Raw genomic sequence first — 12,913 nt, 5'->3', positions numbered from 1 at the left:
TTCATCTTGATTTATCCAGATGTCCCTCGCAATTGGATGACATCATCGCTTCCAGTTTTGTCAATTTAAAAGCAAAATTTTCTTTAGGCGTAATTGACGGCCGAAATATCTGGAAGAACGATTACGAGAAATCCCTTCTTCTGATAGAGAAAGCGTCGAAGCATTTTGGCGAACAAAGAATATTGATTGCGCCTTCTTGTTCATTATTGCACGTACCCTGCGACCTGGACAATGAAGAAAAATTAGATGATGAGCTAAAGAATTGGTTATCATTTGCCAAACAAAAAATCGACGAGTTAATTGATTTGAAAAAAATAATCCAAAATAAAAATGACGCGACTGCAATTATCGATAGAAATAAGACAGCTATGCTTTCGCGTAAATCTTCTACACGTATTCACAAAGATTCAGTAAAAACGCGCGTCGCAAATATCACACAAAAGGATGCGCAAAGAGAACATGATTTTAGTACAAGACAGGCAAAACAAAAAGCATTATTCAATCTTCCTTTATTCCCTACAACCACTATTGGGTCTTTTCCGCAAACGACCGATGTAAGAAAATTACGGGCGCAATTAAAGAAAGGCTCCATCTCAGAAACAGAATATACAGAAGCCTTACGCACTGCAACGATAGAAAGCATCCATTTACAGGAAGCATTAGATATTGATGTGTTGGTGCATGGAGAATTTGAACGCAACGACATGGTCGAATATTTTGGCGAACAACTTAATGGTTATGCTTTTTCTCAATTTGGCTGGGTCCAGAGCTATGGCTCACGCTGTGTAAAACCACCCATATTATTTGGCGACATTGAAAGAGAAAAACCGATGACAGTTCAATGGGCAAGCTTCGCTCAAAGTCACACCAATCGTTTGATGAAAGGAATGCTGACCGGTCCGGTTACAATGTTGCAATGGTCCTTTGTACGCGACGACCAGGCACGCGAAACAACTGCTATGCAGTTAGCATTGGCCATCCGTGATGAAGTAGTCGATTTGGAAAAAGCCGGCATAAAAATCATTCAGATTGACGAACCTGCTATTCGAGAAGGATTGCCATTGAGAAAAGAGCATTGGCAAACTTATTTGCAATGGGCGGTAAAAGTATTTAAACTATCAGCATCCGGCGTAAAAGACGAAACACAAATTCATACCCACATGTGCTACTCCGAATTTAACGACATTATTCAAAATGTTGCGGATATGGACGCAGATGTAATCACCATCGAAACATCACGTTCTCAAATGGAATTGTTAGACGCTTTTGTTCAATTTAATTATCCAAATGAAATCGGTCCCGGCGTTTATGACATTCATTCACCACGTGTGCCTACTGTTGAAGAAATGGAAGCCCTGTTAGATAAGGCTTTGGCTGTTATTCCCACCGAAAATCTTTGGATTAATCCGGACTGTGGCTTGAAAACCCGCAACTGGCCGGAGACAAAACAAGCATTGGAAAACATGGTAAAAGCAGCGAAGAAACTTCGTATAAAGCAAAAGGCAATTGCTTAGTAAACCTGTATTACCTGGCCTTTACAAAAAAACTTTCATCTTTTAAGGATGAAAGTTTTTTTATAAGATTTGTTCGCCCCAGCAGAATAAGATCCGCCACCTCTAATTCAATTCAGTGGCGCCTTCTACCAACACGGTAGCTTTATTATGTAAAACCTCCACAAAGCCACCATTTATAGAAAAATTTTTATGATTGGTGCCTTTAGCTGATTTTAAGACTTTCACATTACCCTTTGCTAAAGCGCTTACCATGGGGGCATGCATGTTCAATACTTCGAACAGACCTTCTTCGCCTGGTAATTGCACACCATACACTTCACCACTATAAATTCTTTTCTCAGGAGTTAATATTTCTAAAAGCATTTTTTCTAATTTGATATTTTGCACCTTGATATCTGGAAAATGAATTGGACGAGTAAAACCTCATTTTCAAATCAAATTTACCCTTGAGCTTGTGCTAATAATTTTTTACCCTTCTCGATAGCATCTTCTAAAGTACCAACCAGGTTAAAGGCTGCTTCAGGATACTCATCTACCTCACCATCCATAATGGCAGTAAAGCCGCGAATAGTGTCTTCCAAACTTACAAATACACCTTTTAGGCCGGTAAATTGTTCAGCCACGTGGAAGGGTTGAGAAAGGAAACGTTGTACTTTACGCGCGCGGAAAACAGTCTGTTTGTCTTCGTCGCTCAATTCGTCCATACCCAAAATCGCAATGATATCTTGCAATTCTTTATAACGTTGTAAAATTAATTTTACACGGTTAGCGCAATCATAATGTTTATCTCCACAAATAGCGGGCGTCAAAATTCTTGAAGTAGAATCTAGTGGATCTACTGCAGGATAAATTCCTAAGTCAGCGATTTTACGAGACAATACCGTTGTCGCATCCAAGTGGGCAAATGTCGTTGCAGGAGCCGGATCCGTCAAATCATCCGCAGGCACATATACCGCTTGTACAGAGGTAATAGAACCATTTTTAGTTGAAGTGATACGCTCTTGCATCAATCCCATTTCGGTAGCCAATGTTGGTTGGTAACCTACCGCTGAAGGCATACGGCCTAACAAGGCTGATACTTCAGAACCGGCTTGTGTAAAACGGAAGATATTATCTACGAAAAATAAAATGTCTTTTCCTTTTCCTGTACCATCACCATCGCGGAAATATTCTGCAATCGTCAAACCACTCAATGCCACACGTGCACGCGCTCCAGGAGGTTCATTCATTTGTCCGAATACAAAAGTCGCTTTTGAATCCTTTAGGCCTTCCATATCCACGGTACTTAAGTCCCATCCACCTTTTTCCATTGAATGGATGAACTTGTCCCCATATTTCATAATGCCAGCTTCGATCATTTCACGAAGTAAGTCATTTCCTTCACGTGTACGTTCTCCGACACCGGCAAAAACAGAGAGACCACCGTGTCCTTTGGCGATATTATTAATCAATTCTTGAATCAATACCGTTTTACCTACACCAGCACCACCAAACAAACCAATCTTTCCACCTTTTGCATAAGGTTCGATCAAATCGATTACTTTAATACCGGTAAACAAAATTTCACTCGCTGTGTTTAAGTTCTCAAACGCAGGAGGGGTATTGTGTATAGGACGGCCATTTTCTTTTGACACCGCAGGCAAACCATCAATGGCATCACCGGTTACATTAAACAAACGACCATTGATATTTTCACCAACAGGCATTGTAATAGGTCTTCCCGTATCGGTCACTTCCATGCCACGTACAAGACCTTCGGTACCCTCCATAGAAATGGTGCGCACACTGTCTTCACCTAAGTGCTGTTGCACTTCCAATATTAGCTTATCGCCATTTTCTTTTAATAACTCTAAGGAGTTGTAGATTTCAGGTAACTCCTGATTATCAGGAAAGTGTACATCCACTACCGCGCCAATGATTTGTTTAATTTTACCTTTGTTCGCCATAAATGACATTAAATTAAAGTGTCTTTTAGTGATTTTTTCAAAAGAAATAACTACTGCAAGTAGTAGCCTTTCTGAATTTTTGGCAAAGGTAATACATTAGAAGTTTTTTTTAGGAAAAAGGAAGAAATTAATTTATTAAACCTAAGTGTCACCTGAAATTAATTTTATTTGGAAGCATATAGCAGTGTATATTTAGTTTTTAACATTTTTTGAAATAAGTGTTAAAACATTTATTTTTGGTTTATAATTAAACTATTGCAAACCAATTATTAATGAGAAAGATCCTGTACACAATTGCCCTACTATTTGCCTGTACCTTCATAAATGCACAAGAAAAACTTATCAAATTCGGAAAACCTGATCCGAAAGAACTAGAATTAAAAGATTGCGACTTTGATAAAGGTGCTCCGATTTATTGTTTGGCAGATGTCGGCGTCGTCAGGTACAATATCAATGAAAATAGCGTCAATATAGAAACCGATAGGCGCAGAAAATTCATCGTCTTTAAAGAATCAGGTATCGCAAATGCAGATGTAAAAATTAGCTATCAAAGCAAGGACGGTTATGAATCTATTGTTAATATAAAAGGCTATGTCTACAATAAAGACCCCGATGGAAAAATTACCATAACAGAATTGAGTAGAAAAGATATTTACAATAAAGTAATAGACGAAAATACCTCCGAGATAAGTTTTGCCATGCCCAATGTAAAAGTGGGATCTGTGTTTGAATATGAATATAAATTATATAAAAAGACTTATAGCAATATTAACTCCTGGTATTTTCAGCATTCTTATCCGGTAAAATATAGCGCCTATAACTTAATTATTCCAAGCTATTTTGACTTTAAATATCAAATTATTCGCCGCCAGGATATTACCGTCAAAAACAGTAGTTATGCTGACGGTAATTGGTATATAATGCACAATATCCCAAGCCTTCAAGGTGAGCCTTATATGGCTGCCGTAAATGATTTCCTGCAGAGAGTGGACTTTAATCTTACGACCTTTAATCCACCGGGTGAAGCGCCTGTGCATATAGGAGAAACTTGGGATAATATAACTGACGGGTTCTTAAAATATAATGATTTGGGAGGGCAACTATCTAAAAATGTGAAGCATCCGGAAGAATTGGACAATATAGTCAGTGCTTGTAAAACAGACTTAGAAAAAACAAAAGCAATTTACGACTATGTTCAAAAAAATATGAATTGGAATGGAGACTATGAAATGGGCTCACTCCAGAAAGGAGGTATTAAAGCAGCATGGGATAAAAAACAGGGTAGCACCGCAGACATCAATCTATTGTTATTAAATCTTTTGAGAGACTACAAAATTAAGGCATCCCCGTTACTTGTGAGCACCAGAGACAACGGATCTATATATGTAACCTACCCATCCATGGATGCATTTAACGCAACAATGGTTTATGTGCGTGTGGACAGTACAAATTACGTTTTAAATGCAGCAGACAAATACAACCCGTTTGGGCAGGTTCCTTACGAAGTGCAGTTTACAAAAGGATTAATTTGCGATAAAGCACATTCTGGATGGGTAAATATTTTTGACATTTCTAAAAAATTAAGAACGGCAGAAACACTTGTTCTTAATATTGATAAATCGGGTAAAATCTTTGGAAACGGAGAGATGGATTACTTTGATTATGCAAAAAATCAAAACCTTAAGAGATACAAAGATAATAAGTTGAAGTCCTTTTTAAGTACAGCGAAAGGCATCACATTACAGGTAGACTCCCTTGAAGTAAAAGATGAAAATGACGAAAAGGGTCCTTTGGAAGTAAAAGTAGATTATAGTGGTGGCGTTCGTTCCACGGGTGACTATTTGCTGGTACCCTATAATCTTTTTTCAGGAATGACCAGTAATCCTTTTACAGCAGAAAATAGACAAACAAGTATCGACTTTGGTTTTTTACAATCATATACGATCACAGGCTACATCAATTTTGCAGATAATTTTACTTTAGAAGGAATGCCAAAAAATATTATCATGCGCAACCTGGACAGCAGTATTCTCATTAAAAGAATATTTCAGAAACTGGGAGATAGTAGCATTGCATTCAGGTTAAATATAGATTTTTTAAGACCCATATATTCCAGGGAGGAATACCCGGACATTAAAGCTTTTTACAAACAGCTTTTTAAACTATTGGATGAACAAATTGTTTTGAAAAGAAAAAATAATCTTGCAACCCGCAAATAAATAATATTACTTGATAATAGATTGTAAAATGACTAGAAAAAATAAGCATTCCTATTTTGTCCTTCTGCTGTTGTTACTCATAATTTGCCACCAACCATTTGCTCAAAGCTTTAAATATGCCACAAGTCAAATTCCCGATTCATTAAGAACTAACGCTAATTCTGTAAGACGCGAGAAAACAAAACAATTTATTGTTACCGGTTTAGGTACAGCTATTTTAAATGAGCACGAAGTAGTCACGGTTTTAAATAGCAAGGGCAAGAATAACTTATTTTTCTTAAGGTATTCGGATAAATTCACAAAGTTAGATGATGCCGATATAATTGTATATGATTCTAACGGGGTAAAAATCAATTCCTACACACAAAAAGAAATGGGCACTTCCGGTTATGGAGATGGTCTGGTGGATGATGGGAAGTATACCTATTTTACTGTAACTGCTGTCAACTACCCTATTACAATAGAAATAAATACCACCAGCAAATTCAAGGGGATCTTGCGTTATCCCTATGAGATTTTTCAAGATGACGATCAATCTGTTCAAAGCTCAACTGCTATTGTAACCCTTCCCAAGTCTTTTGGCTTTAGGTATAAAGAATTAAATGGGAGATTTCAATTCTCCAAGACCGATCAAGGTCAAAATGATACTTACAAATGGGAAGTAAAAAACTTGCCAGTGAAAAATATCGAATATAGGGCAGGTCCCGCTTACTTATACCTGCCGATAGTCTTGTATACTGCCAACAAATTTGAGATGGACAATAATCCTGGTGACTTATCCAGTTGGAAAAGCTATGGCAAATGGTATTATGATTTAACGGGAAGTAACAATACCCTTTCAGCTGAAGAGCAGGTCTTTTATAAAGATTTAGTTAAAGATAAAACCACAGTTCTCGAAAAGGCCAAAGAAATCTATAGATATATGCAACAAAATATGCGTTATGTTAGCATACAATTAGGGATAGGTGGCTTAAAGCCTTTCCCAGCTTCGTTTGTAAATAACAAAAAATATGGAGATTGTAAAGCGTTGAGCACCTATATGCAAGCCGCTCTATCTGCAGTCGGGATTAAAAGCTACGTCGCACTTACAAATGGCGATACACCTGTTTGGCCCATATTCAACGATTTCCCCATGGAAGCTTTTAATCATGAAATTCTCTGTATTCCGCTCGAGAAAGACAGCATTTGGCTAGAATGCACCAGCAGCAATACAGACTTCGGCATTTTGGGTGCATTTACTGAAAATCATCAATCTCTCCTGATTACCGAAAACGGAGGAGAATTAACACGCGCCCCTCGGGCCCAGAAAGACGAGAACATAAAGACCTCTAAAAATATAATTAATCTAAACGAAGACGGTAGTGCATTTATTAAAAGTTCTTTTGAAAACACCGGTGAATTTAAACAAGAAGCAATTGGTTATTTATTTCAGCAAAGGTTAGAAGATAAAAAGGACTATTTTATAAATAATCTAAAATTTAAAGCAGGAATAGATTCTCTTCAAATCGACGAAGGTAGAAAAGGGCTAATTCCATATCCCGTAAATGCGACATTTTATTACAGTCAATACCCCGACTTTCTAACAGGGTCAAAATTTTTCATTTCCTCCAGACCTTATAAAATCTTTACAGAAGATATAAGACAAATGAAAAAGCGTACACAAGACTTCTATTTCGATTATCCTTACACTGTTATAGATACCACAATTCTCAGGTACCCAAAAGATTTTACCGTAGAGCAATTACCAACAAACATCAAAGAAAACACAACTTTTGCAAGTTATATAAGCAACTATAGTTTAGATACTTCGACAAAAGAAATTACGGTAATCACCAAACTTAGCATCGAGCAAACAATAGTAAAGAACACCGCCTATCCAGATCTTGAATCTTTTGCAGAAAAAGTATATGCCGACATGAGTCAAAAACTTATACTTGATAACAGCACTCTTTAAGCGTCATTCAACATAAACTCTTCCATAAGGAGTGCTGTGGAGAAATTTAAAAGAACTGGAGACTAACGGCGTCGTCAACCGGAAGGTGTACGCCGAAGTCTCGCCAAAGGCGGAGTATACACTTACTGAAAAAGGGGGTATCACTCAACGATGTGATGCAGCAATTGGCGCAATGGGGTAATAAACAGAACATAACGGCGGCGTAAATAAGATGGAATGTACTTTTACTGCACTAATAACGTTTTAATCCGGGCAAGATTAATCTTCCATATCTATCATTACCCTTATTTTTTGTAGGCGGTTTTTACTGATTTCTTCTACAGAGAATTTAAAATCCCCGCAATAAATTGCTTCGTTCAGTGGCGGAATTTCACCAGCAAGTTCTAAAACGAGACCTGCTAAAGAATCGCTTTCACCTTTGACTACATCAAATGTATCCGAAGGAATACTCATTGCACGACATATATCGCTAATCATCAATTTACCGTCGAAAATATAGTTATAGTCGTCAATTTTTTTATAAGCCATATCGCTATCGTCGCGTTCGTCTTTTATCTCTCCAATTATCTCTTCCTGAATATCCTGCATGGTAACAATACCACTGGTTCCGCCAAACTCATCGACCACAACTGCGAATCTTAAATGCTTTTCTTGAAACTCTTCCAATAATTCGCCGGCCATTTTTTGCTCATACACAAAATAAATAGTAGAAATGTATTTATGCCAATCAAAACTATCTTTCTCCCCAATATAGGGTAGAAGGTCTTTAATGTTTAGCAGCCCTACCACTTTATCCATGCTCTTCTCATAAATCGGCATGCGGGTATATTTCACTTCACATATACGTTTCATTACTTGTTCAAAATTCATATCATAGTCAATACCACAGACATCCAAACGGGATTTCATGACTTGCTTAACAGTAATCTTATTAAATTTTAAAACTCCTTGTAAGATTCTCTTTTCCTCTTCGGAAGCATTTCTATGAGTGAGACTAATGGCATTGTTTAATTCTACATTATAATAGGCACTGGTATCTCTTCTAAAAAGAGCAGCTTCTAATTTATTGGAAGAAAATAGCATCGACACCGCAATTCTTCTAAAAAAATAATACACAATTTCTGTAAGTATGCCAAAATCTTTGGCAAAACGTATATTTTCTTGAGCGGCATAAGCCCTGGGCAAACATTCCCCAAACAGAAAAATAAGAATAAAGACGACCACACCTTTAACGAATAAAAGACCCCAAAAACTTACATCGGTAATTACCAGATGATCTATCAAGTAACTAAAAGTAAAAATTATTGCCAGATAAAAAAACCAACTCGCTATCTGAAGCGCATACAACAACTCTTGTGGATGTTCCAATAGATCTAAAATACGCTTATAAGAGGCTTGAGGTTTAGTTTTGATAAGATTAATATCCTTAATGCCAAAAGAAAAAAAGGCCACTTGGGAGCCGGAAATAGCAAATGAAAAAATAAAAAGCACCACCAAAAGTACACCCAAAATGGTTGCCATTTGAGAGTCTGCGGCATCTACATGTACCGCCTGTACCAATGTATTATTGAGAATTGTATTAAGGACAAACACGGTGTTTATTTTACAATGAAGGTAAGTAATAAATATCGTGTAAATAAAAAAATCAAATGCTTTCTAAGAAAAAGTTGCCATCCACTTTTACTATAATAGAGGTCGTAAAAACTATTGTACATTGGCAACCACGCGTGCACCAGCACGCTTGGCAGCTTGCATAATATGAAAAACCTGGCCATAATAAGCAACCGTATCTGCGTTGATAACGACAGAAGGTGTATCGACAGTGGTGCGTATTTTATTAACCTCGGTCATCAAAACGGTATCCAACGCATTCATATTAGGCACCTCATTTTGGCCCACATATATTTTCTGATCTTTGTCAATAGAAACGACAATATTTTGTTTAACCTTGGTATCTTTTTGCCCTTTGGGGTTATTGACCTTAACAATGTTGGGATTAGCCAGTGTAGAAACAATGAGGAAAAACATCACCAGTATGAACAAAATATCGTTCAGGGAACTAGTATAAACTTCCGGTTTGTCTTTTTGCCTTCTTCTTATATTCATTTTTAAAAATCTTTTTTTGTAAGAAGAAAATTATTTGGTGGGCTCTTGCAAAATATCAATAAACTCGGTACTGGCTATTTCCATTTCATTTGCCGTCTTATCAACTTGTGTAGTCAAATAATTGTGCATAATATAAGCGATCAACCCAATAATCAATCCTGTACCTGAAGTAATCATTTTCACATAAATCCCCCCGGCAATGGTATCTAATTCAAATGTGTGCGTACTTGTAATCTCAAAGAAAAGTTCAATCATCCCCACAATAGTTCCTAAGAATCCAAACATAGGTGCAATACCAGCTATCAGTGAAAGTATATTGAGGTTTTTCTCCATTTTATACAACTCCAATCGCCCCACACTTTCCATACTTTTTTCAATTACATCTATGGGTTTACCTACTCGCCTTAGCCCTTTTTCAATAATACGGGCAACTGGGCTATTGGTATTACGTGCCAAACTTCTAGCCGAAGTAATATTACTAGAAAGAATATTGTCACGAATCATATGCATAAAATTAGCATCAATACGAGATGCTTTTTTTATCGCAATAAACCTTTCGAAGAACATAAATATGGCGAGTATAAGTAGAAAATATAAAGGGTACATCAATACACCCCCTTTGCCCAACAACCCCCACAGCGAAATTTTAGCCATAGTTTGTTGCGCAGTCTGCGCTGTATGCATTGTTGTATCTACAACTTGTAATAAAATGCTCATAATACAAAAAAAGTTTGTTGCTAAAGTAACAAGTCTGTTACAAGTATTTTGTTAATGTGTATAAGTTTAATGGGACAAAGAAAGAAATAAACATGAAATTGGTAGATCTTTTTCAATTAGGCACTGTTCATCTACTAAAAATTATAAAGCCTGAGCGTTTCTCAGGCTTTATAATAAGATTTATACAGCTTAACAATTATTAAAGCCCGTAAATTTCCTTCTCAAAATTATCTAACCAGTCAGATCCATCAAAAGAGGCACCCACATCGTTTTGTTTAATTTGTAGCCAATATAAAACATTTGCAGCTACGTCCGTATTAAGCGAAAGAACAGAAGGATTGGCAAGCGTTATATCAGCTGGAGTAGCCATGCTACAAGGCACGTTGCTTCCCAAAATATCCCATTTGTAATTACCTTCTACCTGCATATCATAACCCCCGGGAGCTTTATTTGCAATTATACCACCAAGCGCGTCGTCACCAGGCCAATAGCCGGTAAGATTCAAATAAGCGGGATGTTGCGTAATATCTTGCAAACACAAGTTATTAACGATAGAAGAAGAATCTAAAGCAACATCAAATATTTCCAAATCTGCAGCATAGAAATCGGTTGTTCCTCCTCTTCCTGCACCTAACCTAAATAATTCAGGAGTTGATATACTTTTAGTATTACTAACATTCCCTGTACTTGTCTGTACACCATCGGTATAACCCGTAACTGTTCTTGTAGTGGAATTAACATATTTCATTGTCATGGTGAGTGTATGCCAACTACCATCTGTTATAGTAGCATTATTTGCAAATTGCTGTTTACCAGATCCTCCGTTTGCGCTACCTCCTACTTCTATATTCCAATGATCTCCCTCCTGCATCCAAAACCAACCAGTCAGGTTTGAACCGTTCAGCGCACTGCATTTTCCTAAAAATTGTGGATAATATGCGTTTCCGTTAAATTTTACATGCATTTGAACTGTAAAATCTTTATCGATTCCGTAGTCATACAGCCCATTATCATTCGGGATTATCGCATTTATATCAGCCGCTCCAAAATGTATTGAGCTCAAACCAACTTTTTTCACTTCCTGCTCTGAAAGTGAAGGATTGGAATAAATTACAAAACCAGGCTTGGGATTAGCTGAACTACCCCCGTGATCGGTTGTAACAATTACCAACCAGTTTTCTTTGCTGTAGGTAGGTCTGGCTTTTAGTGCCGTCATTATATCTCCCACATATCCATCCACATTTAATATTGCGGCTTTATACCCATCGTCCGATGCTGAAAAACTGCCGGCAAGACCAGCCATTTCAGCTTCATTAAAATCCAGTACCATCGCGCCTAACGCCTTTTCTCGACCTAATATATTGATTGCAGAATCTTTAACCGCCGCATCATTAGAAACAGCATATCCAAAGTCCGCATCTGGAAAATTATTTACCAACTGATTCCAAGGGGAGATTAACGCAGTTTTATAATTACCTACCCCTTGTTTAATAAAGGTGAAGAAATCTGGATAATATGGAATAGCTCCTTCAAATTCTCCATTTGTATTTAAATCCAATTGAAAACTACTGTCACTAATCAGATGATGGGCGTAAAAATTACCATTGAGCAATGTAGCCCAAGTGGACGCATCAGTACTCACATCCGGATCCAAATGCACATTGTAGGTATATTTTCCATGCTGCTGTAGTACAGCGATATTTGGAGGTGCAATTTTCTGCATCTCAGACCCTGTAACACCATCTATACTAATTACCAAAACCTTTCTTTGTGCAATACCAATACTATCCGTTCCATAAGATTCATTAACAACAGCTGGGTCAGGATATTTTGTACAACTCGTAATGCAGATTAAAGCAAATACAATCAGTAGTAAAAATTTTCCTTCCATAAAGACTTTTTTCATTTCGTCAATTTTTAATTTTATATTTTGGGATAGATATTTATTTATCATTTATCCCATCGTCTTTTTTTAGCCTTAATTCCAAAATTATCAATACGTGCCTATTTCGGCCATCGCTGCAAACTGAGCGCCATCGTATGAATTATCAAACTCAACTTTTATGTACCGAATGACTTGTGGCGTTGGTAAAGCAATTTTTTGCTGATCGCTATTTTTTTGTAAGACAGTTCCTGATGGGGTGATAAGTGTCAAACTATTGGGGTCATTGCCCACCCAAACTTTTAGGCCTTTCACATTTCTACTCCCGTTTGCGCGTTGTACAAAATAAATACCATTCACCATTTGCGCAGTCACCTTATCTATCAATAAGATATGCGGATACGATGTTGCATTAGACGACCATCTCGAATGCCAATAGGTACTGTTATTCCCGTCTAAGATATCTGTAAATCTACCGTTTATAGCACCTTCTCCACCTAACTCTTCGTCGTCAGGATCATTTAAAGATGTTATCACCCAATTAGCCCGTTTAATAACCACATTGGCTTTACTAA

Annotated in this window: 11 protein-coding genes; 4 read left to right on the top strand and 7 right to left on the bottom strand. The window is 37.2% G+C overall.

Annotated elements, in window-relative coordinates; genetic code table 11:
* On the top strand, window positions 1-1,514 hold a 1,514-nt coding region (gene metE / locus ACQR30_RS07630; protein WP_429733586.1), incomplete at its 5' end, for a 5-methyltetrahydropteroyltriglutamate--homocysteine S-methyltransferase.
* 102 nt (window positions 1,515-1,616) lie between these two features.
* Here the strand turns inward: metE and atpC are convergent.
* Together atpC and atpD are read right to left on the bottom strand one after the other, a co-directional pair.
* Entirely contained in the window at window positions 1,617-1,877 is a 261-nt protein-coding gene (atpC, locus tag ACQR30_RS07625; RefSeq protein WP_429733583.1) for an ATP synthase F1 subunit epsilon, read from the bottom strand.
* A gap of 77 nt (window positions 1,878-1,954) precedes the next feature.
* Window positions 1,955-3,460 (bottom strand): F0F1 ATP synthase subunit beta, encoded by a 1,506-nt coding sequence (gene atpD, locus ACQR30_RS07620; RefSeq protein WP_429733580.1) that lies wholly within the window; start codon window positions 3,458-3,460, stop codon window positions 1,955-1,957.
* A gap of 272 nt (window positions 3,461-3,732) precedes the next feature.
* Between atpD and ACQR30_RS07615 the strand changes: the two genes are divergently transcribed.
* From ACQR30_RS07615 to ACQR30_RS07605, 3 genes are read left to right on the top strand one after another with little or no spacing between them, the layout of a single operon-like run.
* On the top strand, window positions 3,733-5,679 hold the full coding sequence (locus tag ACQR30_RS07615; RefSeq protein WP_429733577.1) for a DUF3857 domain-containing protein: 1,947 nt from the start codon (window positions 3,733-3,735) through the stop codon (window positions 5,677-5,679).
* A gap of 28 nt (window positions 5,680-5,707) precedes the next feature.
* Entirely contained in the window at window positions 5,708-7,633 is a 1,926-nt protein-coding gene (locus tag ACQR30_RS07610) for a DUF3857 domain-containing protein (protein ID WP_429733574.1), read from the top strand.
* Window positions 7,634-7,664: 31 nt separating this feature from the next.
* Window positions 7,665-7,814 carry a winged helix-turn-helix transcriptional regulator gene (locus tag ACQR30_RS07605; protein WP_429733571.1) on the top strand — a complete coding sequence of 50 codons (150 nt, stop codon included), beginning with the start codon at window positions 7,665-7,667 and terminating at the stop codon, window positions 7,812-7,814.
* A 77-nt stretch (window positions 7,815-7,891) separates the two neighbouring features.
* Here the strand turns inward: ACQR30_RS07605 and gldE are convergent, their stop codons facing one another.
* From gldE to ACQR30_RS07580, 5 genes are all read right to left on the bottom strand, one after another.
* Window positions 7,892-9,226, bottom strand: a complete 1,335-nt coding sequence (gene gldE, locus ACQR30_RS07600) for a gliding motility-associated protein GldE (protein ID WP_429733568.1) — start codon at window positions 9,224-9,226, stop codon at window positions 7,892-7,894.
* Between the two features lie 111 nt (window positions 9,227-9,337).
* Window positions 9,338-9,739, bottom strand: coding sequence for an ExbD/TolR family protein (locus ACQR30_RS07595; RefSeq protein WP_429733565.1), 402 nt, complete (start codon window positions 9,737-9,739; stop codon window positions 9,338-9,340).
* Between the two features lie 30 nt (window positions 9,740-9,769).
* Window positions 9,770-10,456, bottom strand: a complete 687-nt coding sequence (locus ACQR30_RS07590; RefSeq protein ID WP_429733562.1) for a MotA/TolQ/ExbB proton channel family protein — start codon at window positions 10,454-10,456, stop codon at window positions 9,770-9,772.
* A 199-nt stretch (window positions 10,457-10,655) separates the two neighbouring features.
* Entirely contained in the window at window positions 10,656-12,362 is a 1,707-nt protein-coding gene (locus tag ACQR30_RS07585; RefSeq protein WP_429733560.1) for a LamG-like jellyroll fold domain-containing protein, read from the bottom strand.
* An 87-nt stretch (window positions 12,363-12,449) separates the two neighbouring features.
* On the bottom strand, window positions 12,450-12,913 hold a 464-nt coding region (locus ACQR30_RS07580; protein ID WP_429733557.1), incomplete at its 5' end, for a discoidin domain-containing protein.

Source organism: Arachidicoccus sp. (assembly GCF_050436765.1).
GTDB lineage: Bacteria > Bacteroidota > Bacteroidia > Chitinophagales > Chitinophagaceae > Arachidicoccus.
Note: the sequence above shows the minus strand (reverse complement) of the source record. Positions and strands in the feature narration are given on the sequence as shown.

Excerpts from the sequence above, each read along its gene's own strand:
- atpD (WP_429733580.1), bottom strand. The coding sequence starts at position 3,460 with ATGGCGAACAAAGGTAAAATTAAACAAATCATTGGCGCGGTAGTGGAT.
- ACQR30_RS07615 (WP_429733577.1), top strand. The coding sequence starts at position 3,733 with ATGAGAAAGATCCTGTACACAATTGCCCTACTATTTGCCTGTACCTTC.
- ACQR30_RS07610 (WP_429733574.1), top strand. The coding sequence starts at position 5,708 with ATGACTAGAAAAAATAAGCATTCCTATTTTGTCCTTCTGCTGTTGTTA.
- ACQR30_RS07590 (WP_429733562.1), bottom strand. The coding sequence starts at position 10,456 with ATGAGCATTTTATTACAAGTTGTAGATACAACAATGCATACAGCGCAG.
- ACQR30_RS07585 (WP_429733560.1), bottom strand. The coding sequence starts at position 12,362 with ATGAAAAAAGTCTTTATGGAAGGAAAATTTTTACTACTGATTGTATTT.
- atpC (WP_429733583.1), bottom strand. The coding sequence starts at position 1,877 with ATGCTTTTAGAAATATTAACTCCTGAGAAAAGAATTTATAGTGGTGAA.
- ACQR30_RS07595 (WP_429733565.1), bottom strand. The coding sequence starts at position 9,739 with ATGAATATAAGAAGAAGGCAAAAAGACAAACCGGAAGTTTATACTAGT.